We start from the raw sequence: 25,815 nt of genomic DNA on the forward strand, positions 1-25,815 counted from the left end.
ATAGATTAAGTTTTAGAGTTAGAGCTAGAGTTAGAGTTAGAGTTAGATTTAAAAAGATTTATTGTTTTAAAAAAGTTAAGAGTTACTATTGCTGATTTAAAGAGTTAAAGATATAGCGTTACTAATTTATCAATTTACTAAATTACCGTTTTATTGTTGTACAGTGTTGCTCCATACGCTTTTGCCATCCACCCATGTTTGTGTGGCCCAGCCTTTCAGCTTCCAGCCTGTGAATGGAGTGTTTCTTCCTTTGGTTGCAAACGTTGCAGGATCTACTGCTTTTTCTTCGTTCAGGTCAATCATCGTGATATCCGCTGGTGCTCCCTCTTCCAGTTTGCCTGTATCCAGTCGGAATACACGCGCCGGATCAGCTGTCATACGTTTCACCAGGAACTCCAAACTCCACAGTCCTGTTTCCACAAACTTGGTGTACAGCAGCGGGAAGGCTGTTTCGAATCCTACGATTCCGAAAGGTGCCAGCTCCATGCCTTTGGCTTTCTCTTCTTCACTGTGTGGCGCGTGATCAGTTACGATCATATCCAACGTGCCGTCCAGCAAACCTTCGATACAAGCCTGCACATCGCGTGGTGAGCGCAGAGGCGGGTTCATTTTCCAGTTGGCGTCCATGCCCGGGATATCTTCATCCGATAACACCAGATGGTGCGGACACACCTCAGCAGTTACTTTAATGCCGATGGACTTCGCTAGACGAATCAAGCGAACCGATTGCTCTGTACTTACGTGACAGACATGGTAGTGAACTCCCGTTGCTTCTGCGAGCAGGATATCACGGCCAACGTGGATAGCTTCGGATTCATTTGGAATCCCTTTGATGCCGTGACGCTTCGAAAACTCACCTTCCGTCACATATCCACCAACAACCAGTGAGTCATCTTCACAGTGAGCGATCACGGGCATATCCATGCTTGCCGCGAGGCTCATGGCATCTTTCATCATTTGAGCGTTTTGTACGCCTACACCGTCATCTGTGAATCCAATAGCACCAGCTTCTTTTAATGCGGCAAAATCGGTAAGTTCACGACCCAGTTCATTTTTTGTAATGGCTGCATAAGGCAACACTTTCACCAGATCAGCTTCTTTGGCTTTATCCAATACCAGTTTCACAACTTCCGCTGTATCTGTAACTGGTCTCGTGTTCGGCATGCAAGCGATTGTTGTAAAACCACCTTGTGCTGCTGAACGGGCACCTGTCTCGATTGTCTCTTTGTGTTCGAATCCAGGTTCACGCAGATGCACGTGCATATCGATCAATCCGGGAATGACCAGTTTGCCTGATGCGTCTGTCACATGATGCGCTGACTTTTCGGCATCCAGTACAACTTGGTCTTCCAGACCAGCGATCTTTTTAATTTTACCTTCATCTATAATGATGGTTTTCCGTTCAAGTTCCCCTTGTTGGTTCAAGATGTTCGCGTTTTTTATAATCTGTAGCATAATTGTCCTCCGCTTCGGTTCTGTCCGGCTTACCAGGCAAGCCGGATGATTTTCTTTATCGTGTACTCTCATATTGCTCTATAAGAACTTCCGTACCATCAGCCTATGACCCACAGCCAGACCCTGTTACAGTTTCATCGCACGTTCCATAACCGCCATGCGGATCGGAACGCCGTTTGCCATCTGCGGGAAGATCCGCGATGCTTCACTCTCCACAACCGCGTCATCTACCTCGACATTGCGATTCACAGGAGCAGGGTGCATGATAATCGTACTTGGTTTTAGGCGTGACGCACGTTCTTCCGTCAATCCGTAGTGTTCGCGATAATCCTCAGCTGAAGTAATCAAGCCATGTTGATGACGTTCCAATTGAACACGGAGCATCATGACTACATCTGCATCCAGCGCTTCTTCAAGACCGACATAAGGAGCATGCTCTGCGAGTTCCGATGCTTGCATCGTTGGTGGTGCACAGAATCGTACATCTGCACCAAACTTTTGCAGCGCCCAGAGGTTGGAGCGTGCTACCCGACTATGCAGAATGTCACCAATAATGGAGACACGCAAGCCCTTCAGTTCGCCGAATGCTTTCCGCATTGTGTAGAGATCCAGTAGTGCCTGCGTGGGATGCTCATTGTTACCATCTCCGGCGTTAACAAGTGGTACATTCACTTTCTGAGCCAATTGTTGCAGAACGCCTGCCGGTTTTAACCGGATCACGCCTGCATCAATGCCCATCGACTCAAGTGTGCGTACCGTATCGTAGATGGACTCTCCCTTTTCCACACTGGATGCCGCTGCCGTGAAGTTCAGCACTTGTGCGCCCAAGCGTTTCTCTGCCATTTCGAACGAGAAGCGGGTACGTGTGCTGTTTTCGAAGAACATATTGGCGACGAAGCGTGATTCCAGTACTGGAACCAGTTTCTCTTTCTGGGCTTCCCAGTGAGCTGCTCTGTTCAGAATCGAATCAATTTCTTCTCGGCTAAGTTCCTTCAGTCCAAGCAAGCTCCGGTCTCTCAATGCTGGTTGTGTAATCATCATGCTTGTTCCCCCCGGTTCTGAGTGATTTTGACTTCGTCCTGTCCGTCTGTTTCCATGAGTGCAACCTCGATCTCCTCTGATTTGGAAGTCGGCACATTCTTGCCGATAAAATCAGGTCGGATCGGAAGTTCCCGGTGTCCGCGGTCTGCGAGTACAGCCAGCTGAATGTTCTGCGGTCTTCCACAGTCCATCAGGGCATCCATCGCTGCGCGAATCGTCCGTCCGGTATAGAGCACATCATCGAACAAAATCACTTTTTTGTTGTGGATCGAAAGTGATTCAGGTGTCATAATCAACATTTCCTTGCGATTCGCTTTATTTTCGTCCAAGCGGTCATCGCGGTAAGGAGTCACATCCAGTTCTCCCCAGGGGACTTTGGCGCCTTCGATTTCTTCAATCTTGGCGGCAATCCGTTCTGCCAGGTAAACCCCGCGTGTACGAATACCGACCAACACACAATCGTCGATTCCTTTGTTTTTCTCCAATATCTCATGGGCAATCCGTGTTAATGCGCGGCGGATCGCCGTCTCATCCATAATGACATGTGTCTCTGTGCTCATGCGTTCAGCCTCCTCAGGATTTCCCTTCAGCATCATGGCCCCGTGACGAGGAGAAAAAAAAAGACTCCTTGCCGTGTTTATTGGCAAGGAGTCTCCGAACTTCAGACCGCTCTGAAGAAAGTTTACTCTCGGGGATGCATCGCTTCATTTGCCGCAGCAAAAAAACGATGTATCGTTCACGTTACCTTGCCAGTCTCACGGGACTGATTTAAAGGTGCTATTCATGTCGTTCATATTGCAGGACCTCACAGGGTTCTGTAATCAATATGTCCGTTTGTCTTCATGAATTATGACAGAAAGACAACCCCCTGTCAACACCTCACCATCGCAGGTGAAAACCCTCTGCTACGTTCTTCTTAGAATCAGCAGTTAGGCTGAAAAACATCCATGCACAATACATCTCATTGGTTATTCATAATTATACAACATTTCTGCATAATTATCCATAGGCAAATGAGAAATTTGATATAACCAAAATAAACCTCTGACTATACTCAAGTAGAGACAAAACACTTCTTTTTAGAACAAACGGTGAGTTCATTTAAGTAATATATGAAGACTCCGAATTAGTACCGAGTGAAATGGGTACAGTTTATAAACATGAACCCATTCATAGATGCTGCAATAATGCCGATATACATAAGATTCACAAATATGCGACATAGAAATAAGATACGCCTACATTTATGTACATTTAGGAGGAAGTCATGCGTCACATTTGGCACGTTTACAAAACAGACTGGTTGCATATTCTGAAGGTTCCCACAGGTATATTTCTAATTGTGGCTATTATTTTACTTCCCGGGGTGTATGACTGGGTCAACGTGAAGTCCGTATGGGACCCGTACAGTAATACCCAGGGGATCAAAATTGCAGTGACAAGCGAGGACGCGGGTACGACTGTTGAAGGAACCAATATTAATATCGGAGACGAACTGGTATCTAGCCTCAAAAACAACGAAAAGCTGGGCTGGACTTTTGTAGATCGAGCTGAGGCTAGTCGCGGGGTACAAACAGGAGAATATTATGCCAGCCTGCTCATTCCCGGAGACTTTTCGTCCAAAATTACAGGTATCGTTGACGGAAAGCTGGAACGCCCAGAGGTAATCTATACCGTTAATGAAAAGGTAAATGCCATTGCTCCTAAAATCACAGGCTCTGGTGTATCTGCCATAACAACACAAATCAATGAAAATTTCACTGAAGCCGTCAGTGAGGCCGTTCTAACCAAGTTGAATGAAGCCGGGGTTGAGATTAATTCCCAGCTTCCAACATTGCGCAAGATGGAGAATGGCATTTTTACGCTGGAGAAAAATCTTCCGGCTATTCAAGCCGCTGGTCAAAAGGTTCTGGAAGTAGAAAAAGCCATGCCTGAGATTGTAAAAGATGCTCAAAAGATCGTTGAAATCGAGAAAAAACTGCCTGAAATCAATGAAGCAGCACAGTATGTGCTCAAGGTGCAGGAGTATTGGCCACAAATTAATGATGCGGCTTCCGAAGTGCTGGCTATTCAAGGGCGGATACCGGATATACAAAAAGCGGTAGAACGCATTCGAGAAGTGGATGAAAACTTTGGCCAGGTAGCAGATGTCATCCAAACGGCGTTGGATAAAACCAACAAAGCTCTGTCTATCGTAACGGCAGCAGAGCAAGATTTGGACAAAGTATCACAAATCGCTGGCAACGGGATTGAGCTTGCAGAGGGATTAAATCAGTTCGTGGATTCCAGTGAAGAAGTGTTTCAGACAATTGGCCCGGCGATCCGCCAAAATCTGCTGCTGGTGCAGCAGATTACTAACGCTGCAGGAGACGTATTTGCACAATTGCAACATTCGGATCTTAGTAACCTTCCTACAGCAGAAGATCTCGACCGGATTGCTTCGCGTTTAGGGATTGCGGTAAAACTCGTGGACAGTATGGCAGAACTACTGGGCAACATCAATAACTTGCTTCCAAGCCAACCACTTGCCGATAAAATTACACAACTGAACTCCATTTCAGATAAACTTCAGTTGCAAATCCGCTTGGCTAGCATCATCAGTGATGCCATGCGTCGTAATACAACTCCACCGACAGACGTCATCGCTCAGTTAAATACTCTCTCAAAGGACATCAGCAGCGGGATTGGCAATATCTTAAACACCTATGAAAGTGAAATATCGCCTGCACTTGCAGCTGGTACGGACAAGCTTAGGTCTATCCTCTCCACTTCAGCAGAAACTCTACAAGGAGCAAAAGATCGTATTCCGGATATTGCGGACATTCTTGCGTCTGCCAAAGAAGGAATTATGTTTGGGCGGACTGAGTTGACAAAAATCCAGAGCGAACTGCCCCAAATACAATCTAAGATCCATGAGATATCAGAGACACTCGCGAACAAAAGTGAAGGTTTTATCCAAGCTCTGAACACAGTGTCTTCATTAATTCGAAACGATCTGCCCAAGCTGGGAAACAAACTGAACGAAGCCGCTGATTTTGTTCGTAATGATCTGCCTAATGCCGAGAAACAGATAGGCAAGGCATCGGATTTTGTCCAGAACCAGCTGCCGGAGGTCGAAAAAGGAGTTCACCGTGTTGCCGCGCTTGTACGTGATGATCTGCCAGCATTGAAAAGTGCTATCAGCAAGGCTGCGGACAAGCTCAGGGAAGTTGAAGGTAATAACCAGTTTGCCGAACTTGCAAAGCTTCTGCGCGGCGACATTGAGGAAGAGAGTGCTTTCCTTTCGAGTCCCGTGAAAATCAAAGAACAACAGCTTTATCCGATTCCGAATTATGGATCGGCCATGTCACCATTTTATAGCGTGTTGTCCTTGTGGGTTGGCTCAACACTGCTGATTTCTCTGCTTCGTGCCGAAGCTGAGAATCCAGGGGGTAAGTTCCGGGGATATGAACTGTATCTTGGACGTCTCGCTACTTTTCTGACCATTGGGTTACTTCAGGCGATATGCGTCACCCTGGGAGATATCTTAATCCTGGGTACCTATGTCGCAGATAAACTGTGGTTTGTCCTGTTTGCCATGCTGGTGAGTGCCGTATTTGTCACCATAACATACACCCTGCTGTCCGTTTTTGGGAATATCGGAAAAGGGATCGCCATTATCTTCATGGTGTTCCAGTTCTCCAGCTCCGGCGGTACGTTCCCAATCAGCATGACATCCCCCTTTTTCCAGGCATTGAATCCGTTCATGCCCTTCACGTATGCGATCAGTCTGCTGCGTGAGTCGGTCGGCGGCATATTGTGGCCTACTGCCATCAAGGATATTCTGTGGTTGTGTATGTTCATCGCGCTGAGTCTCATCGTTGCACTTGCTTTGAAACGCCCACTCAGCAGTCTCACCAAACGTTCAGCCGAGAATGCCAAGAAAACCAAAATTATTGCTTAACTCATGTGCTGGATACTAAAATAGATAAGGCCATTGGACTTTCCATCCAATGGCCTTTTTTTATTTCCTTATATGAATCGATACATTTTGATTATTTGACTATTTCACTGAGCGTTCCTGTTCCAACTGATTATAGGATTGCTTGATTGTTGTTAATGTTTCTACATGGCGATAGATATTGTTACTTGCCGTAACGATAACACATAACATGATCAAGCCTATAACCACTTTTTTTCCCCAATCCCAGACGAAGGCTGATGACAAAACCTCCACCCAACAGGAAGAATGCAAACAGATAATGCCCCGCATACAGGTACATATCATATTGAAATACAGCCAGACCAAAACCCACGACGACATGAAGCAAAAAGGCAAACAAAATGTATGGCGCAAGGGTCCATACTTCACGTTCACGAAAGCCTTTAATGAAGCCCATGAATGCCAGTAGTAAAATAAAGATACCTGTCATCTGCACATAGATTGGATTGGAACGGGATAGATCGGTAACAAAGGCCGCCATGCCCGGGTCCAGTAAATGCATCTTCGGTGTCAGCATCGGATTAATAGTTAACATGTTCAATACTTTCCAATGAACAGCAAACTGGAAAGGTGTTGCATAGCTGGTTCCACCATTTTGAATGCCCATCAACCAGTTACTAACCCAGCTGCGACCTCCAAAGGCAACGTACTGAATGCCAGTTAATACGACGATCATCAGAACCGCCAGTGCCATGATGCCGATGTATTTTTTCAAATTCGCCTTATTGCGCCATGCATGCATATTGAAGAAAGTGGCAGCAGCAAATGGTACGATGTTTGTCGAGGTTAGTCCAAAGTTAATCGATGCAAGCAATGCATTAGGTACATAACGTACGTCCTGACGCTCACGAGTATACTGCATGTAAACCACTGAGAACAGAATAACGAACTGTACATAAGGATACGAATCCGGGATCAACGCGGTATACATCAGGTAGGAACTGAAACCAAACAGTAAGGCAAACAGCAGCGGTACGATGGTCGGTTTATCTTCTTTTTGACTCAGGAACAGATACGCCAGCACCACCGAACCCGCATTCACCAGCGATTGCAAAATTAGAAAGAACCAGTTGCCTCCCAGAAGTTTCGCTACAGCCGCAAGGGTGACTGCGAGAAAGGAAATCAGCGGATGGATCACGGAAGAACTGTTGTCCCCATAATACATTGAAGGATCAAAGTTGAATAAATTGATTGGAAACAGCGTCGTATTAAATGGGCTATACGCCCCAAGCATCTCTGCATTATTTTCAATGTACAGAACATACGAGCCGTTCATTAAACCATAGAACAGAGCAAATCCTGCAAACAGATAAAAGGCTGTCCAGTTGGCTCTGCGATTATAAAATAAGTAATCTAAAAAGTTCATGCTTTCATTTCACATCCAATAAATTTTATAAAAACTATCATAATTTGAACTAATCATTTATACAAAAACGGAGAAGACAGAAAAAACCTGAAGAAGCGGGAGCGTTCGCCTTTATCACCAGATTTCCCCTTGAAAAGGGATCAAAAAAATCTGGGGATAACAGCGATTGGAAGGTTATTCTGTCATCGTAGTACTCGTGTAAATAATCGTTAGTTAAAATTAGAACACCAGTAATAGTAAGCCACCCATAATACATGCCACACCGATCCAGCGTAAAGGGCCCACTGTCTCTTTAAATACCAGTCGCGCTATGATAAGAGTCCACACATATGTTAATGCGTTTGCAGGCAACACTACGGTTAATGGAAGAAACTTCAACAATACAATATTCAGCAACGCGCCCGTTCCGTAGAATCCAAGTCCCATGAGTACATGCAGACGATTGCGACTGGAGGCATAAGCTTTCAGTCCGGCCCCGCCCAGTGCACCACACAACGTCATGACAATTAATACGGCAACCATCCAGCTATCGATCAACACTGGTTAATGTCACCCCGATTCCAAGCAGCACAACTGCTGCCAGCTTCTGCACCGTAATTTCTTCCCCAAGCAAAAAATACCCATAGATTAAGGCAAATACATAGCTGGCACACATCAGAGGATAAGCAACAGAGAGTTTTTCCAGAGCAAAAGCTTTAATCATCAAAATCGCTCCAAGTCCATAACACAGAAAACCAACACCCAGGTAAATCCACTCGGTTAGTCCCCATTTCCAGAACAATTGACCCGTTGCTGTCAGAAAAGCGGAAACGAGCATCAACCATTTACCAGTATGACGCGATTTTATTTCCCCCACGTTAATGCCTCCATGTCCGGAACACGCTTGTTAATAAAGTATCGTTGACTTACAAGTTGCATGACTGGAAGGTCGGATAAAGAATCCGAGTAGGAACAGGACTGGTCATAATCAATGACCATATTCTTCTCACTCAGATAAGCCTGAATTCGGCGTACCTTCTCTTCCCCTTTGCAATTGCTGCCATCAACTCTGCATGTGTAACCATTCTCATGACGGACAAGTTCAGTTCCAATTACATGATCCACCCAGGGAAAATTATTAAAGTATTTCATATAGGCATGCGGAGATGCAGTTACCAGCAAGACATGATAACCTGCTTCTTTGCGATGTTGCATCTCTACACTGGCCTCGGCAAAAATGGACGTACGCAAGCGGGTATCAAAGAAATGTTCGAGATCTTTTTCAGACATACGCTCAATTTCTTGAAAGTAGGATCGTTTGACTTGTTCAACCGTCATGAAGCCTGCCTTGAATAACACGGTATGTAATGCGATGACAGGTAATCTCCATACCTGCCATGGGTAACGGCGAACACCGTAATGCACAAATTGAAACATGGAATCACTGCGTATGATCGTTTTATCAATATCAAAAATGGCGACTTTCGTGCTTTTCACCCTGATCCCCCTCAGCTTTTATTCAAAGATTGCAAAGATTGTAACAACACTTATCACATACAACATAACCGTAATTAATATGGGCTTGTCCTCAAACAGCACACGATCGGGCGAGCCTCCCTGGTTCTTCATATGGATCAGATACAGGTAACGGAACATGCCGTAAATGACCAATGGAATCGTCCACATGAGATGAATGGTTCGATCTGAAGTGAATGTGAACAGGGAATAACTGATAATCGTAGCTGTCGTCACAATCGTATTGAATTGATCCAGTAACGTAATGGAGTAGTTATCCAAAACCTTACGATGTGATCCCGTATTTCCCTCAAGCAACGTAAGTTCATTTCTGCGTTTGCCAATAGCCAAAAACAACGACAACAGCATGGTACAGATCAAAAACCACGGTGTGAATGGCACATGGATCAGCACACCACCTGCAATGGCACGAAGTACAAACCCGGCTGCAATGGTCATCATATCCAGGATAACGAGATGTTTCAGCACAAATGAATACGACACATTCAACAGGAAATAGACGATACATAACACCCCGAATAGAGGGTTCATCATGAAGGCCGTTCCTACGGAAAGGATTAATAGAAGAACGATACTTTTTCACCGGATGCTGTCGATCCCTGTCCCGGTCTACAAAGTCATTTAAAATATACACACAGCCTGCAACGAGGCTAAATAGAATAAAACCAAGCAACGTCGCAAGAATGGTTTCAGTCCGAATCTCCTCAAAAGAGAATAGTAACGCAGCAAATAACAGCAGATTTTTGGTCCACTGTTTGGGTCTTAACAATCTGAATAATCCTGACACTGTACTACCTGTTCCTGTTGCCGGTGAGGACACCGTACTTGTTCGTGATGATAACAATTGAAATAACTCCCTTCAAAAACAACTTCTGTATATAACAAATAACGTAAAGATCTAATCATATGTTGCTTGTATAATTTTGTAAAGGGAGTAAATGAAAAAAATCTAATATGGGCATAAAAAAAGAGACCGTATCCGGTCTCTTCGTTAGTACATGATTTAACTATTGGGTACTGCGATTAAAATTCAAATTGTACGTCGCTCAGACGACGTTTGATCTCAGCAATAACACGTTTCTCTTCCTCTTCACCCTTCGCTTCAAAGGTTACGGAGAAACGAACAAAGTTACCCGCATCATCCCAAGGTACGGATGAGATCAGTTTCTCACGGATCAGGAATTGGGAGAAATCTTCGCCGGATTCGAAGCGACGTCCACCAACCACACCTTTTGGTGCTTCAACATACAGGAAGAATGAACCTTTAGGTTTTTCAGCCTGGAAGCCCAGTTCGTTCAGTGCGGCAACGAGCATGTCGTGACGACGGGAATATTTCTCTGCAATTTTTTCCGTGATCTCAGGGTGATTCAATCCATAAGCAGCAGCCTTTTGAATCGCGATGAACTGACCGGAGTCATTGTTGTCCTTCACGTCGCTGAATGCTTTGACTACAAGCGGGTTACCCGCTACAAATCCGATTCTCCAACCTGTCATGTTGTAGGACTTGGACAGAGAGTGCAGCTCTACGCCGACATCCTTCGCACCAGGTACCGAGAGGAAGCTGAACGGTTTTTTGCCATCATACGTCAATGCTGCATATGGAGCATCATGTACAACCACAACATTATATTTCTTCGCCCACTCCACGACTTCAGTGAAGAACTCCACTGTTGCACTTGCACCTGTTGGGTTGTTCGGATAGTTCAGGTAGAGCAACTTCGCACGTTTTGCGATGTCTTCCGGAATAGCCGTCAGATCAGGCAAGAAGTTGTTCTCTTTCGTCAACTGGATGTTGAACACTTCTCCACCCAGATACTTCGTATGTGTACCCATAACCGGGTAACCTGGAACGGTCATGATCGTCACATCACCCGGATTGATGAAGCATGAAGGCATCATCGCCAAAGCCGGTTTTGAACCAATGGAGTGCACGATCTCAGTATCTGCATCGATACCTTCTACGTTGAATACGTTTTTCAGGTAGGAAGCAGCAGCAGCTTTGAATTCAGGAATACCATTGTCAGCATAACCACGGTTCTCAGGTCTGGAAGCTTCTTCTGCAAGTGCAGCTACAATGCCTGCATCAGCCATTTCGTCCGGTTCACCTACACCAAGGTCAATCAGTTCCACATCGGGAAAATCTTTTTTGGCCGAAGCTTTGGCACGTTTGATTTTCTCGAATTTATAAATGTTCGTGTCTTTACCATAGTTGGAGCCACCGATACGGTCGGCAAAATTAGTCTGAATGTAAGTTTCTTGGTATTTATCGATACTCATAACGTTGTTCATCTCCTCATTTGACGCAAATTTCTACACTTTAATATGAAGCATTTGCGTGATCAAAGCCATGGACAAAGTATCCGAACATTTGTACTTTCTTGGAGCTGTTAACGACTGCGTAGCGAGGCGAGCACGTCTTCCATATCTTGCGGAATCGGAGCTGAAAATTCAAGGTATTCTCCCGTTGTTGGATGCACAAATCCAAGAATGGCCGCATGAAGAGCCTGTCCTTGCATTTTGATGCCTTTATTCCGTCCATAAGTTGGATCTCCTACAAGTGGGTGACCAATAAATTTCATGTGAACCCGAATCTGGTGAGTACGTCCTGTCTCCAGTTTCAATTCCAGCAAGGTGTAATCATTAATCCGCTCTGTAACGGTAAAATGCGTAACGGCATGTTTACTGTTACGTTCTGTGACCGTATACATTTTGCGGTCATTGGTATCGCGTCCAATCGGTGCATCAATGGTCCCTTGATCATGGTTAAGATGACCATGAACAAGCGCAATATACCGTCTATTCACCGTATGTTCCTTCAACTGAGCAGCCAGTGATGCATGCGCACGATCGTTCTTGGCAGCCATAATCAGGCCAGATGTATCCTTATCGATACGATGCACAATACCAGGACGCAACTCCCCATTAATACCCGAGAGGTCTTTGCAATGATACATGAGTGCATTAACGAGGGTACCCGACGTGTGTCCTGGTGCCGGATGCACCACAAGACCACGCTGTTTGTTGATCACGATCAGGTCGCTATCTTCATATACCACTTCCAGCGGAATATCTTCGGCAATGATCTCCACAGCAGCTGGTTCTGGAATCTGTAACTCAACCAGATCCCCTTCGGATAACTTGGCATTGGCTTTGACTACAGTACCATTTACCGTAACCATTCCGTCTCCGATCCACAATTGAACTTGGGAGCGAGATACGTTATCCACGGCTTCCGTAATATATTTGTCAATTCGTTCTTTTTTATGTTCAGCGGCAACGGTCCATTCCATACGTTCATTGCCATTCATTAGTTCTTCGTCGTTAATCTGTTCCTTATTCGGATTACTCATGATGTTCATTCCCTTCAATCTTCGCGGCTGCTTTTTCGCGCCGTCCTTCAAGCAACGTCTCCACAATGATCAACGCTACACCGATGCAGATTGCCGAATCGGCGATGTTAAAAATGGGAAACGTATAACTTCCAAAATTAAGCTGTACAAAATCTACAACTTCTCCGGTCAATGCCCGGTCAAGGAAGTTGCCAATTGCTCCACCAAGCACCAGACTAAGCGCCACAGGCAGCAATTTGTGCGGGGTATCTTTTACCTTTTGCAAATACCAAATCAAGGCAACGACCACAATCAACGTAACCACGATAAAGAACCAACGCTGGTCTTGCAGAATGCCAAATGCTGCCCCTGAATTACGATGTGATGTGATGACAAAGAAATTGCCGATGACCGGAATTTCTTCTCTGAGTTCCATCCGGGTTGCAATCAGATACTTGGTTCCCTGATCCAATAAAAATACGATAAAAGCGAGGATATAATACACCACGTTTGTTTGTCACTCCGTTCTTGTCTTTTCCAAACGATACCAGGCTTACGCCAGACTTGTTTATTGTAGCACAGCTGTTTGGAAATCGTCCACGACGTGCTACATCGCAATGCTTATGGCAAAAACGATAACATTTCCCTTCTGTAATCTTGCCCTTAATGGCACATCCTACAATAGAGTCAAAATCCGGATTCCAGCATGAAAGCAGAAAGGGGAAAATCATGTCACATTTTACTAACGAACAACTGCAATTTTTACGTTCCCAACTGATGTCCGATAAGCGCGATATTGAACATAGACTTTCGGAAAACGAGCATTATGGCCTTGGAGATTCCCTTAAACTACAGACAGGTGAATTATCACCAATTGATAACCATCCTGGTGACATAGCCACGGAGGTGTATGAACGCGAGAAAGATATTTCCCTGCTGGAACATGATGAATTCCAATTGGAACGTATCGATTCTGCACTGCACTCCATCGAAGAAGGACATTACGGTACATGTGCGGTCTGCCAGCAACCCATCCCTTATGAACGCATGGAAGCTGTTCCCTACACCAAATACTGCAAAAAACATCAACCGGAAACCGTTGTCTCTGAGAACCGTCCTGTAGAGGAAGAATTCCTTGCCCCGGCATTTGGTCGAACCAGTCTGGACGAACGTGATGACCAAAATGGCTTCGATGGCGAGGATGCCTGGCAGATCGTTGAGAGCTGGGGCACATCGAACTCACCAGCCATGGCTGAAGGGCGTGATATCGACAGCTATGATGTTATGGCGATTGAAGCCACCGATGAAGTGGAAGGCTGCGTTGAAGCGTACGAAAGCTTTGTTGCAACAGACATCTATGGTCATGACGTCTCCATCGTGCGCAATCGGCAATATCGCCAGTACCTGGAGAACCGTGAGGGCGAGGGTCTGTTAGAACCAGATATGGAGACGGATGACATGTACTAAATGCACTTTGATATCCTTCACCTTTAATCGCTTAATAGGTGTTCATATCAAGCTGACGCTGGACAATGCGCACAATATCAGCGATGTAGTCTCCAACAATGGGAAGATTGAGCGCCCCAAGTAGCTGCAAAACGTAAATGATCGTTGCTGCGAAAAAGGTAAACCCAATCGCGATCCCCACACCTCGGGCGGCTCCTGACAACAGGTTAAGTCCAATCAATTTCCATGGTCTGTTCAGCAATTCTGTGTATTGCGCTATTCGTGAACGTTCCAGTTCATTCGCCAGACGGTTCGTCAGGGTATGTAACTCTTCAATTTTGTCATGGGAATTCAGATTATCTGATGTTGATTGTTGTGAAGTGGATGCGGTTTGCTTGTCATGTTCGCTCATGTTTTGCTCAGTTCCTTTGATCAATATAGATTGACTGTACAATAGAATCATTTCCTTTTTGCCTAAAAACCAAACGAGCCCAGATACAGGGAATATGTCCCTGCCTCTGCGGCTCGTTAGTTTATGCTCTATATTTTGTCACTGTTGAATGGGAAATGCTCCGAATTACGCTTCGATGTAAATACCGATCGATTTGCCTCCGGCTTCAACACGTTCCATGGCCTCATTCGTGCCAAATGTCACTTCGGTTACGAGTACATTTTCACGCAAAACATCATCAAACGCCTGAATAGCTTCCTGAAGTGCTGCATCCACATCCAGCGTCAAACGTACTCTTTTCTCAATCGGCAGGTCCAGTCGTTTCCGCGTATCTTGCACGGCACGAACCACTTCACGGACCCAGCCTTCCTGTTCCAATGCTGTCGTGATTTCGGTATTGAGCGCAACCGTCAGACCGTAACCAGATGCTGAGGCAAAGCCTGATTTGGCCTGTTTATCAACCAACAATTCTTCGCTCGTCACTTGTAGCTCTTCGCCTTCCGGAGAAACGATATTCAGCACACCTTCCGAAACGACTTTACGTGTCTCATCTGCGGACATCCCCTTGAAGAAGTTTTGCAGGAAACCTACGTTTTTGCCGTATTTTTTACCTGCGACCTTCAGGTTCAGCTTCAATGTAAAGTCAACGAATTCCGCATCATTATGCTCTGTACGAATTCCCTTCACATTGATCTCTTCCTTGATGATCTCTTCATAACTTGCGAGGTCAAAGCCTTTATCCAGGGAAACGATCAATTCGGACAGCGGCTGACGTGTCTTGATGCCTGTTTCGTTACGAACGTTACGGGCAAGTTCAACCACGCGGCGAGCCGTCTCCATATCCTGTTCCAGTCCTGCATCAATCAGCGCTTCATTGGCTACAGGATAGTCTTCCATGTGTACACTCTCACCTGTTGCAAGGTTCAGATAGATATCCTCTGCAAGCATCGGTGTGAACGGAGCAACCAGCTTCGCAGTAGTCACCAGCACCTCAGTCAATGTACGGTAAGCGTCCAATTTATCCTCTGTCAGGCCACTTCCCCAGAACCGGTCACGGGAACGACGGATATACCAGTTACTCAACTCATCAACAAACGCTTCAATCGCTTTGGAAGAGTTCAGATAGTCGTTAACCAACAACGCTTTTTCTACAACCAGGATCAGGCTGTTCAGTCTCGACAGAATCCAGCGATCCAGCTTGTGAGCGGACAGTTGGAACGGATGCTCCTGTGGATCAAATCCGTCAATGGTCGCGTAAAGCGTCAGGAATGCATGGGTGTTGACCAGCGTATCCACCATTTTGGATTTCGCTTCGCCTACGATGCCTTTGGAGAAACGTTTGCTGTTCCACGGTGCACTGTCAGACAGCAATGCCCAGCGGAATGCATCTGTACCGTATTCTTCAATCACTTCCCAAGGATCGATAACGTTACCTTTGGATTTGGACATCTTCTGTCCGTTCTCGTCGAGGACGTGACCTGTAGCCATAACCGCTTTGTAAGGCGCCTTGCCTGTCAAAAGAGTAGAAACTGCCAGCAAGCTGTAGAACCAGCCACGTGTCTGGTCGATCCCCTCACAGATCATATCTGCAGGATACTGCTGTTCGAATACTTCTTTATTTTCAAATGGATAGTGCTGCTGGGCAAACGGCATAGAACCGCTGTCGAACCAGACATCAATCACTTCCGGTGTACGTTTCATTTCATATTTGCCACAAGAGCTCATGACTTTAACGTCATCCACGTATGGTTTGTGCAATTCAAGATTCTCAGGCACGTCGCCTACCGCACGAGCACGCAATTCAGCAATGCTGTGTGGAGCAAATTGTTCGCCAGTCTCCTCACATACCCAGATGTTCAGTGGTGTTCCCCAATAACGGTCACGGCTGATGTTCCAATCCACCAGATCTTCAAGGAACTTCCCGAAACGACCTTCACGAACATGACCCGGGTACCAGTCCACTTCACTGTTGTTGGCAATCAGTTGATCCTTGATGGCTGTCGTTTGGATAAACCAGCTGTCCATAGCATAGTACAGAAGTGGTGTATCACAACGCCAGCAGAATGGATAGCTGTGCTCATATTTTTCTTTGCTGAACAAACGTCCCTTCTCGGACAGATATCTCACGATATCAATATCACAATCCTTCACGAAACGTCCGGCAAAGTCAGTAACCTCTGCGACAAATTTGCCTTCCAGGTCCACCATGTTGACAAAGCTGATGCCATTCTCACGGCATACCCGGTAGTCATCTTCACCATGGGCAGGAGCCATGTGTACGATACCCGTACCACTGGCATCCGTTACAAATCCTGCGCCCAAAATGATGTTGGCTTTCTCAGCCTGTACGTAGTTGAACGGAGGATCATACGTTTTGCCAACCAGATCGGCACCTTTCAGTGCACCAATGATTTCATACTCACCTTTGGTATCTTTCATCACTTTCTCAACCAGATTGGTAGCCATGATGTACACTTCATCCTCTTGGCGAACACGGGAGTAATCCATATCCGGATTCACGGCAAGTGCGACGTGTGAAGGCAGTGTCCAAGGTGTCGTCGTCCAGGCAAGTACGAATTCTCCACTGTCATTCAGTTTGAATTTCGCTGTAGCGCTCAAGTCTTTGACGTCTTTGTACCCTTGTGCAACTTCATGGGAACTCAGTGTCGTCTGACAAGACGGACAATACGGGCTCACACGGTGACCACGATACAACAGTCCTTTCTCATGGATCGTCGCCAGGATGTTCCATACACTTTCGATGTAGTTATTATCCAGGGTGATATACGGGTTATCCATATCTGTCCAATAACCGATACCTTCCGTCAGATCACGCCATTGTTGCTCATACTCGAATACGCTCGCTTTACATTCGTTAATGAATTTCTCCACGCCGTAATCTTCGATTTCCCACTTATGGGAGATGCCAAGCTTCTTCTGTACACCCAGTTCTACAGGCAGACCATGTGTATCCCAGCCCGCTTTACGAACGACGCGGTAACCCTTCATCGTATTATACCGTCCAACGAAATCCTTGATTACCCGTCCCAGTACGTGACCGATATGCGGTTTACCGTTTGCTGTAGGCGGCCCTTCATAAAATACGAAGTTTGGCTTACCCTCCCGGTTTTCGATGGACCTTTTGAATGTATTCTCCGTTTTCCATTTATCTAACACGCGTAATTCTCTGGCACGTGCCTTCTCTTTGACGTCAACTCGTTGCATGATGATCAACTTCCCTTTCTTTGGTTAGATTGTGGACCGTCCACAAAAAGCGTTTCAATCCCCCTAAATCCCCCTTGCCAAGGGGGACCCCATAGGCGCTCCGCCCTCTGGACACCCGGGATGGGTTGTCGGTGGGGGATCGGTGGCGCTTATGGGTGAGGGGGGGATGTGCGTAGTGGCGGCCATTTTGCGGCTATTCCCTGCGTGAACGCCGCATGGCCTTACCGCGAGGCGGGTGTTGCCGGGTGCTTCGCTTTCCCGGCGGGTGGGCTCTCTCCTTGAGGTCCCTTCGGGCCTCATGAACGTTCGCCTTTTTTGGACACAAAAAAGCCCCGTCCCTGGAAAGGGACGAGGCTATACTCGCGTTACCACCCTAATTCTGTTCATCACAAACCACATCCAGGCAAGCCTGGGTATGCTCTGTCATCAACAGCGCTTATGCCCCGCTAAACTACTGCAGGGTGCCGTTATAACGTACGGCTTACGGTTCGGCTTACACACGGCAATCAAGATCACCGCTTCAGCGTCACTTCTCCGGGGAGATATTCGGCTATAACTCATCCATTGGTTTGCACCAACCACCAACTCTCTGAGGGATGAGATCATAACGTACTGAACCCGTCATGGAATCACTATTCATTATGAATATAGTTATAGCCTCTTTGCAGACAAAAGTCAACCAGGCGACAGACTAATAAATTTCTTTCATCTCCCGCTCACGGTCACGCACTTCCTGCTCCCGGCTCTCCAGCACTTCCCAACCATCCTGAGTCAACAGTTCAAGCTGCGCTTCAACAAGCGTGCGGAAACGGGCACGATAAATCGAGGCCTGCTTTTTCAGTTCTTCCACTTCCAAAGCAATTTTACGCGATTTGCCCAGCGATTCGTTCACGATCCGGTCTGCATTTTTCTCTGCTTCCTTCACGATCAACTGCGCTTCTTTCTTCGCATTACCCTTCACATCATCAGCAGCTTCCTGCGCAATGATGATCGTTTTGCTAAGTGTCTCTTCAATTGTAGAAAAATGATCCAGTTTCTCCTGAACGGACAGCAACTGATTGCTCAGCTCTTTGTTCTCGCGAATGACGCCTTCGTAATCTTTGATGACTTGATCCAGGAATTCATTGACTTCATCCTCGTCATACCCGCGCAAACGTCGGGAAAATTCCTTGTTGTGTATGTCCAGCGGCGTTAATGGCATGCTGTCCACCTCCTGTTAAAGTTCCTTCCCGTCCAGAGAAGGTTTGCAGCATATGGGTACCACCCAAGGGGCCGTATCGTTGTTGCCTAACTTTGGCAACGTATACGGAATGCAGGATCCGAATTGCACCCTCCAACGTTCATGTAAAGCTTTGACTTAATGTATATCGGATACACCGCGTATTTTCTACACCTTTATGATAAACATTTCGACAAGAAAGCAGATTTTCCTGCAACAGACTCAGGCAAATTTGCCGATTTTCACTCGGCAGCGCCCTTTTTTGGTCATCCCATCCTGTTCCATAACCTTGAAACGGCCAAATCCCTGAATGGATACGACATCACCCGCTTTTAGCGATTTGGAGGGATCTTCCTCAACCTTCCAGTTCACACGGCAGCGACCAGCTTTGATTGGCACCAGCACTTTACTGCGACTAAGCCGATACACATCTGCGCAGATTCCATCCAAACGAAGAGAAGCGACCGTAATGTCCATCGTCTCCAGTTTACTCTCTGACCACCGCATCTGATCCAAAGGAAGTAACTCTGTGAACACATGTAACCGATGCACCTGATTCAGTTGAAGCGATAAAAAAGCGCCGGTTTCCGCCGCCACCACTGTATGGCAACCGTCCTCCAGCACTTGGATATCCCCGATCTTTCCACGTTTCATCCCAAGCCCGAGCAGGGAACCCATATAGTCCCCATGCTCCAGCTCCGAGATTTTCTGATCATCAGACGTGATACTGAGCACCTGCATTCCCATATCCTCATCATCCAGATACATATAATCAGGTGCAACCAGCGCACGCTTGCGTTCAGCAGCCTCGTAACCACCATCCAGACGAATCTGAACGTCATTACGACGATTGGCAAGAGTCTGTAATATAAAAACCTGTCTTGGATCAAGGAAGTCAGTTAGCTTCATGTCATGATACTTACCTGCCCGCTCAACCCAATCCGAAGCCTTATCTACAAAATCTCGCTCATCATGGCTAAAATGTTCGTAAATTTCACCGCTCATCTATGTCACCCTACCCTAATATACAAAATACCGAAGTATAGAGATCAACCCGTTAAGCGCGAGTTGCAGAACGATCAGCGCCACAATCGGGGAAATATCCAGCACACCGAACAAAGGGGGGATAAATCGACGGAATGGTCTTAGATATGGCTCCACTAATTTGCCCAGCCATTCACCGATGAAGCTTTCCCGCGCATTGGGAAGCCAAGACATCAATATGTAGACAATGACCATGTAAAAGTAAATCTGGTATAACGTGTACAACACGCTTTCAATCTGATACAAAAGTGGCTCACCTCATTCTGTTATAATCTTGCTCGCTGTCAGCCAGTATTTCCGTAATTGATCCCTGAATTTCAACCGTATCTGGCGTACAGAGAAAAATGTTTCCGCCGATTTTGGAAATACCGCCACCCAATGCATATACCGTGCCACTCAAAAAATCAATAACGCGCAGCGCTTGGTCCTGACGAATTCGTTGCAAGTTCACCACAACGGTACGATGCGAACGCAGATGGTCGGCAATTTCCTGAGCCTCGTCATAAGAACGCGGTTCATACAGGACAACTTTAACATTTTTCTGGGAATGAATGCTCACCACATTATTCCCCCTTTGGTTTCTACGTTTATCAAGACTGGAGGTTTCAGCTTCCTGATGTTCAGCCTCATTTTCCTCCTGCGCAGCCATTCGTTCACGTTCCACAATCTCTTCCTCTTCCTGAAGTCCGAGGAAATTCATAAATTTATTCATTACGCCCATCGTGAACCCTCCTCTTTTCCTACGAGAATCGATCCTAGCCGTACCCAGGTTGCACCTTCTTCAATGGCCACTTCAAAATCATTGGACATCCCCATCGACAGCTCAGTCAATGGCTCTGCTGTCAGGGCTTGTCCATTCAATTGATCCCTCAGCTCACGCAATCCACGAAATACGGGACGCGTCAGCTCCGGATCTTCCTCATGAGGTGCCATGGTCATCAGGCCGACGACCTTGAGATTGTTGAACGAACGAATATCACGCAAAAAAGAACTTGCCTGTTCAGGCTGTAAGCCATACTTGCTCTCTTCACCCGAAATATTCACCTGCAAAAACGTTTCCACTTGGATGCCAAGTGAAGCTGCTTTTTTATCCAACTCCTTCGCCAATGACAAACGATCCAGTGAATGGATGTAACGAAACTTGCCAATCACGTCTTTCACCTTGTTTGTCTGCAAATGACCGATAAAGTGCCAGGTACCCTGCTGACCAAAAGCTTCCCATTTGGCCTGTGCATCCTGCCACCGGTTTTCTCCAATATGCTCAAGACCATGATCCAGCACCGATCCCGTTGTTTCAAGTGAGACATATTTCGTGACCGCAATCACATTCACATCATCACGATGACGGTTACTGCGCCGACATGCATCCTCGATCTTCTGATTTACCTGTTGTACACGCTCCTCCAATGACACAGAGGGTCACCTCTCTTCCAGTCCAATCCAGCTCGCCATCCGTCCTGTAACACCATTTTCCTTCCGATAGGAGAAAAATAGTTCGGGATGACAACTTGTACACCATGTTGTACATTCGATATGATCCGGCATTATTCCTGCTTTCATCATAATGTGTCGATTACATTCTTTCAAGTTTAACATCGTTTTACCGTTATTCACGGCTCGATATGCTTGTTTAGAAGCAGAATCCTCGTATTTATCATTAACCGTGGAATCATCAAACCAAACCCGTACATGCTGCATGACCGCCTCATCCACTTCATAACAGCAATCCCCAATCGACGGACCGATTGCAGCTCGAATGTCCTGCCTACGGCTGCCATACTCCCGTTCCATCGTCTCCACCATGGATACAGCGATACCCGCGACTGTACCTTTCCAGCCGGCATGAGCAAGACCTACCGCCTGCTGCACAGGGTCATAGAAATAAAGCGGAACACAGTCTGCATAGAAAGAAGTCAACAGCACACCAGGCACATTCGTGACCAATCCATCCGTATCCTGCAACGCAGATTGACGATCAAGTAATCCTCTGCTCCGATCTTCAGCGGTAATTACAGCTACATGTTTGCCATGCACCTGCTCTCCACAGGTCCATGCTTCTGCTGCAAAACCAAGCTTCTCGGTTACAAGCCTGCGGTTGTTAAGTACAACTTCAGGGGCATCCCCCACATGATAAGCACAATTGAGCGTGGCATACGGAACTTTTCCAACTCCACCATGTCTCGTCGTAAACCCGACTGACAGCTGTTCAAATTGCTGTGTCCAAGGCTCAACATATAATAATAACGGATCAGGACCGAAATCTGAATTTGGGTTCTTGGTCCGTTCAAGTAATTCCTTATCCAATACAAAGGGTTCCATTATCTCACCTCACCACTTCCAGTGTACCAAATGAGCCACATTCTGTCTCATTTATATCGTTCGACGCTGATTACGTTCCGACCGTTCAATGCGTTCCACTCTCTCTGTGCGGTTATGTTGCTGTTCATCATACAGGCGCGCTTCGCGATCACGCTCGTCATACGTATTTTCCTTCACCTCATCCATCTTCACCAGTATCACATCTGAACCAATCTTCACAATGTTTCGCCAGGGAATCACCAGATCCGTTCCCCCGCCAAAAAGACCCATAAAACGGCTGTACCCCGGCACAACAATCGCTTCAATTCGTCCCTGTTTCAGATCCAGCTCCAAATCACTGATCTGACCGAGGCGTTTACCATCCGTAATGTTAATGACATCCTTTGTCTGAAAGTCCGAGATTTTCATGCCTCGTGCCGCTACTTCGCTCGTATTTACTTTCATTCATTCCCGCCCCCTGTTATTCCTCTTCTGCCCGTTCTTCACGCTTCTATACAATATATGTTTCAGGGGCGAAAAATGTCCTGTTTTTCATCGAATGTGGAAACGGTCCAAAACAAAAAGACGACCAACGGTATACACTGCCCCGATTGATCGTCCTTCTGCCCTTGCATCGTGTTATGACTTTACATGTTTTTGCATCTGCTGTATCGCTGATTTCTCCAGACGTGATACCTGAGCCTGGGAAATGCCAATTTCATCAGCCACTTCCATCTGGGTTTTCCCTTCGAAAAACCGCATCGACAGAATCATTTTTTCCCGCTGACCAAGACGATGCATCGCTTCACGAAGTGCAATTTCCTCGATCCATGACACATCCTTGTTTCTGTCATCGCTGATCTGATCCATAACATAGATCGGATCTCCACCATCATGATAAATCGGTTCGAAGAGCGAGACCGGGTCCTGAATGGCGTCCAATGCAAAAACAACATCTTCCTTCGGCACATTCAGTACTTCCGCAATTTCAAATATCGTCGGTTCCCGGGAATTTTTATTCGTCAGGCTGTCACGGACCTGAAGTGCTTTGTAAGCAATGTCCCTCAAGGAGCGAGATACCCGAATTGGGTTATTATCACGCAGGTATCGACGGATTTCACCGATAATCATCGGCACCGCGTAGGTTGAAAATTTGACATTCTGGGATAAATCAAAATTATCAATGGCTTTCATCAGGCCGATGCAACCAACCTGGAACAGATCATCGACAAACTCCCCCCGATTGTTAAAACGCTGAATGACACTGAGTACCAGACGCAGGTTGCCATTCACTAATTTCTCTCTTGCTGAGCGATCATGGTGTTGCTGAAGGGAATGAAACAATTCCCGCATTTCAGTGTTGGTGAGGACAGGCAATTTTGCGGTGTCCACGCCACAAATCTCGACTTTGTTTCGGGTCATCGTGATTTACCTCCCAAGGAGAAACATTAATGTACATTATCTCCGGGGCAGGCTTTTTTATTCGTACTTGGCACCCTTGCCAGTAATACCCATTCTGACCAAAGATGTATTTCAGACCATTTTATTGAACTCCTTGCGGAGTCTTTTAATGATTCTTTTTTCGAGTCGAGAGATGTAGGATTGGGAGATTCCGAGGAGATCCGCTACATCTTTTTGTGTCTTTTCTTCCCCATCCGTCAGGCCAAAACGAAGCTCCATAATCATTCGCTCGCGCTCCGTTAATTTTTCCAGTGCCTTGTGCAAAAGTTTCCGGTCTACCTGCTCTTCAATATTCCGATAGATTGTATCGTTTTCTGTGCCCAATACATCGGATAATAATAGTTCATTTCCATCCCAATCAATGTTGAGCGGTTCATCAAAAGAAACTTCAGTTCGGATCTTACTATTACGTCTCAGGTACATCAAAATTTCATTTTCGATACAACGTGAAGCATAGGTTGCCAGTTTGATTTTCTTTTCCGGGTCAAATGTATTAACTGCCTTGATCAATCCGATGGCTCCAATGGAGACCAAATCTTCAATATTGATTCCTGTGTTTTCAAACTTTCGTGCAATGTACACCACCAGGCGCAGATTGCGCTCAATGAGCATCGCGCGAATGGCCGAGTCTCCCGAGGATAATTTTTGCAGCAAAAATTCTTCCTCTTCCCTTGTCAATGGCGGCGGAAGTGCCTCACTACCCCCAATGTAATAGATCTCTTCACTCTTGAGCCCCAACAAAAATAACAGACGGTAATATTGCAGCTGCGCCACCAGTTTCCATTTCACAAGCATGTACGTTCCTCCTATACCACATTCAGCGGCTTTTCTGTTGCTCCCGCAGAGAGAGCCGTAGACTGCGCAGAAGCAGCGTCTTGCACAAGTTCAGGATGAATCACGGCCTGGTATTTCCCATCCGACGACAAAACACCTCCATCCAGCCCAATAAGTACTCTTGTCGTCTCATAACATGTTTCCTCCATGGTCACCTTCACCCGGTCCGGCTTCATTGCCAGCATAAACGCAGTCCCTTTGTTAATGCCCCGATAAGGCACTAGCCGCAGTCGATCCTGCCACTGAAAACTTTCCTGATCAAGCTCCAGAATAAGGTTGTCCGGCGCCTCGTCCTTGAGTCTACCCTTCCATGAAGCGGGTAACATGTCTTGCCATAACGAAACCTCCATCACCATGACCGGCATGCGCGATAAGGGATCTGTAAGTTGATTGCCCGTATCCAGAAGGCCTGTACAAGAAATGACTACCTCATCGATGCAGACCTCAACTTTACCCAAATAGGTCGTCATGCGATCCGTTTTCCGTTTTGAGCTCTGCACAGTTTTGAATAAAAACAGGACAGCAAAAAATACGATAAACGTAAACCAGAAAGCAATTTTCAGATCAAATGACATACCGCCAGAAGCCGTGAACCAAATGCCGTTAAACAACTCACCGGAGCTCTGAAGCATGTAATGCACACCCAGAATACCTCCGGCAGCGACAAAATTAATCACATAGAAGGTACCGAGCGTCCTCGCAAAAGCCTGCAGACCTTTAAAACCAAAAGCAATCGTAAGCATGACCAGCGAGAACCCGAACTTGATCAGAAAGGTGAACATAAAATCAAACTCCGGTACAAACATCATGACCACGTATAATGCGCCCACAATGGCTGACAGCAACCACCGCCACCAAACCAGCTTTGTCTTACGCATCCAGGCGGTCATTCCGATGAGTGCACCGTCAATACACAGGTTTGTCAAAAAAATTAGATCCACATAAACAACCAAAGTCTTCACCTGCCTGCGCGCAACATATCGAAATACCGGTACCCGATATCCTGATATTCATGAGCATATTCACAAGTATACGGAGCCCCCTGTTCAAAGTCTGTCTAATCATGGGGGTGTGGTTCCAACTTTTTTTGTCGGAATTGCTCAGGCCCTTTGTTCAGAATTTGTTCATTGCTGTATGCTATGATATCTA

The 25,815-nt window shown here is 46.2% G+C and carries 24 protein-coding genes, 1 pseudogene and 1 other annotated feature; of the genes and pseudogenes, 2 read left to right on the forward strand and 23 right to left on the reverse strand.

The annotated features are described in order from the left end of the window. Positions 1–150: 150 nt before the first annotated feature. The 3 genes from pyrC to pyrR form a co-directional block, all read right to left on the reverse strand. Complete coding sequence (gene pyrC, locus AC4E8D_RS21485; RefSeq protein ID WP_490205199.1) at positions 151–1,455, reverse strand: dihydroorotase; 1,305 nt, start codon at positions 1,453–1,455, stop codon at positions 151–153. Positions 1,456–1,581: 126 nt separating this feature from the next. Further along, the gene (locus AC4E8D_RS21490) at positions 1,582–2,493 is read right to left on the reverse strand and encodes an aspartate carbamoyltransferase catalytic subunit (RefSeq protein WP_490206499.1); all 912 of its coding nucleotides are present in this window, start codon (positions 2,491–2,493) and stop codon (positions 1,582–1,584) included. Then, the gene (gene pyrR / locus AC4E8D_RS21495) at positions 2,493–3,056 is read right to left on the reverse strand and encodes a bifunctional pyr operon transcriptional regulator/uracil phosphoribosyltransferase PyrR (RefSeq protein WP_017687330.1); all 564 of its coding nucleotides are present in this window, start codon (positions 3,054–3,056) and stop codon (positions 2,493–2,495) included. Before pyrR ends, AC4E8D_RS21490 begins: the two co-directional genes overlap by 1 nt. Before the next feature lie 707 nt (positions 3,057–3,763). Between pyrR and AC4E8D_RS21500 the strand changes: the two genes are divergently transcribed. Then, positions 3,764–6,439 carry a YhgE/Pip family protein gene (locus AC4E8D_RS21500; RefSeq protein WP_490205200.1) on the forward strand — a complete coding sequence of 892 codons (2,676 nt, stop codon included), beginning with the start codon at positions 3,764–3,766 and terminating at the stop codon, positions 6,437–6,439. 181 nt (positions 6,440–6,620) lie between these two features. Here AC4E8D_RS21500 and AC4E8D_RS21505 read toward each other — a convergent pair whose 3' ends face one another. From AC4E8D_RS21505 to lspA, 8 genes and pseudogenes are all read right to left on the reverse strand, one after another. After that, positions 6,621–7,844, reverse strand: a complete 1,224-nt coding sequence (locus AC4E8D_RS21505) for a DUF6080 domain-containing protein (RefSeq protein ID WP_490205201.1) — start codon at positions 7,842–7,844, stop codon at positions 6,621–6,623. A 219-nt stretch (positions 7,845–8,063) separates the two neighbouring features. Next, positions 8,064–8,384: an EamA family transporter gene (locus AC4E8D_RS21510; protein ID WP_336886750.1), complete on the reverse strand. Its 321-nt coding sequence runs from the start codon at positions 8,382–8,384 to the stop codon at positions 8,064–8,066. After that, positions 8,371–8,661 carry an EamA family transporter gene (locus tag AC4E8D_RS21515; RefSeq protein ID WP_197997836.1) on the reverse strand — a complete coding sequence of 97 codons (291 nt, stop codon included), beginning with the start codon at positions 8,659–8,661 and terminating at the stop codon, positions 8,371–8,373. The genes AC4E8D_RS21510 and AC4E8D_RS21515 overlap by 14 nt, the downstream gene beginning before the upstream one ends. Before the next feature lie 26 nt (positions 8,662–8,687). Beyond that, positions 8,688–9,320: an HAD-IB family hydrolase gene (locus AC4E8D_RS21520; RefSeq protein ID WP_036614827.1), complete on the reverse strand. Its 633-nt coding sequence runs from the start codon at positions 9,318–9,320 to the stop codon at positions 8,688–8,690. An 18-nt stretch (positions 9,321–9,338) separates the two neighbouring features. Then, positions 9,339–10,179, reverse strand: a pseudogene (locus AC4E8D_RS21525) (decaprenyl-phosphate phosphoribosyltransferase). A 203-nt stretch (positions 10,180–10,382) separates the two neighbouring features. Continuing rightward, the gene (locus AC4E8D_RS21530) at positions 10,383–11,636 is read right to left on the reverse strand and encodes an LL-diaminopimelate aminotransferase (RefSeq protein WP_036674844.1); all 1,254 of its coding nucleotides are present in this window, start codon (positions 11,634–11,636) and stop codon (positions 10,383–10,385) included. Between the two features lie 110 nt (positions 11,637–11,746). Further along, positions 11,747–12,709: an RluA family pseudouridine synthase gene (locus AC4E8D_RS21535; protein ID WP_445252480.1), complete on the reverse strand. Its 963-nt coding sequence runs from the start codon at positions 12,707–12,709 to the stop codon at positions 11,747–11,749. Further along, entirely contained in the window at positions 12,702–13,196 is a 495-nt protein-coding gene (gene lspA, locus AC4E8D_RS21540; protein WP_091028497.1) for a signal peptidase II, read from the reverse strand. The genes AC4E8D_RS21535 and lspA overlap by 8 nt, the downstream gene beginning before the upstream one ends. Before the next feature lie 221 nt (positions 13,197–13,417). Between lspA and AC4E8D_RS21545 the strand changes: the two genes are divergently transcribed. Next, positions 13,418–14,155, forward strand: coding sequence for a TraR/DksA C4-type zinc finger protein (locus AC4E8D_RS21545; protein WP_076211518.1), 738 nt, complete (start codon positions 13,418–13,420; stop codon positions 14,153–14,155). 31 nt (positions 14,156–14,186) lie between these two features. On the opposite strand, the gene AC4E8D_RS21550 is transcribed toward AC4E8D_RS21545, so the two are convergent. The 12 genes from AC4E8D_RS21550 to spoIIGA all read right to left on the reverse strand — a co-directional run bounded on the left by AC4E8D_RS21550 (position 14,187) and on the right by spoIIGA (position 25,619). Then, positions 14,187–14,546: a DUF5665 domain-containing protein gene (locus AC4E8D_RS21550; RefSeq protein ID WP_017687319.1), complete on the reverse strand. Its 360-nt coding sequence runs from the start codon at positions 14,544–14,546 to the stop codon at positions 14,187–14,189. A 165-nt stretch (positions 14,547–14,711) separates the two neighbouring features. Then, positions 14,712–17,810, reverse strand: a complete 3,099-nt coding sequence (gene ileS, locus AC4E8D_RS21555) for an isoleucine--tRNA ligase (protein ID WP_490205202.1) — start codon at positions 17,808–17,810, stop codon at positions 14,712–14,714. Between the two features lie 341 nt (positions 17,811–18,151). Further along, positions 18,152–18,444, reverse strand: a binding site (T-box leader). 57 nt (positions 18,445–18,501) lie between these two features. Then, positions 18,502–19,011, reverse strand: a complete 510-nt coding sequence (locus AC4E8D_RS21560) for a DivIVA domain-containing protein (protein WP_017687316.1) — start codon at positions 19,009–19,011, stop codon at positions 18,502–18,504. Positions 19,012–19,251: 240 nt separating this feature from the next. Next, positions 19,252–20,034: a YlmH family RNA-binding protein gene (locus tag AC4E8D_RS21565; protein ID WP_091014083.1), complete on the reverse strand. Its 783-nt coding sequence runs from the start codon at positions 20,032–20,034 to the stop codon at positions 19,252–19,254. A gap of 15 nt (positions 20,035–20,049) precedes the next feature. Then, entirely contained in the window at positions 20,050–20,319 is a 270-nt protein-coding gene (locus AC4E8D_RS21570) for a YggT family protein (RefSeq protein ID WP_260632824.1), read from the reverse strand. Between the two features lie 7 nt (positions 20,320–20,326). Next, positions 20,327–20,794, reverse strand: a complete 468-nt coding sequence (locus tag AC4E8D_RS21575; protein ID WP_036614853.1) for a cell division protein SepF — start codon at positions 20,792–20,794, stop codon at positions 20,327–20,329. Next, on the reverse strand, positions 20,785–21,486 hold the full coding sequence (locus AC4E8D_RS21580) for a YggS family pyridoxal phosphate-dependent enzyme (protein WP_490205203.1): 702 nt from the start codon (positions 21,484–21,486) through the stop codon (positions 20,785–20,787). The genes AC4E8D_RS21575 and AC4E8D_RS21580 overlap by 10 nt, the downstream gene beginning before the upstream one ends. Before the next feature lie 6 nt (positions 21,487–21,492). Next, the gene (gene pgeF, locus AC4E8D_RS21585) at positions 21,493–22,392 is read right to left on the reverse strand and encodes a peptidoglycan editing factor PgeF (RefSeq protein WP_490205204.1); all 900 of its coding nucleotides are present in this window, start codon (positions 22,390–22,392) and stop codon (positions 21,493–21,495) included. A gap of 51 nt (positions 22,393–22,443) precedes the next feature. Further along, complete coding sequence (locus AC4E8D_RS21590; protein WP_017687310.1) at positions 22,444–22,836, reverse strand: YlmC/YmxH family sporulation protein; 393 nt, start codon at positions 22,834–22,836, stop codon at positions 22,444–22,446. Between the two features lie 174 nt (positions 22,837–23,010). Further along, positions 23,011–23,793 carry an RNA polymerase sporulation sigma factor SigG gene (sigG, locus tag AC4E8D_RS21595; protein ID WP_017687309.1) on the reverse strand — a complete coding sequence of 261 codons (783 nt, stop codon included), beginning with the start codon at positions 23,791–23,793 and terminating at the stop codon, positions 23,011–23,013. A gap of 111 nt (positions 23,794–23,904) precedes the next feature. Beyond that, complete coding sequence (gene sigE / locus AC4E8D_RS21600; RefSeq protein WP_017687308.1) at positions 23,905–24,627, reverse strand: RNA polymerase sporulation sigma factor SigE; 723 nt, start codon at positions 24,625–24,627, stop codon at positions 23,905–23,907. Positions 24,628–24,638: 11 nt separating this feature from the next. Continuing rightward, positions 24,639–25,619 (reverse strand): sigma-E processing peptidase SpoIIGA, encoded by a 981-nt coding sequence (gene spoIIGA, locus AC4E8D_RS21605; RefSeq protein ID WP_017687307.1) that lies wholly within the window; start codon positions 25,617–25,619, stop codon positions 24,639–24,641. Positions 25,620–25,815 lie beyond the last annotated feature (196 nt).

The organism is Paenibacillus sp. SRL342, assembly GCF_984798905.1.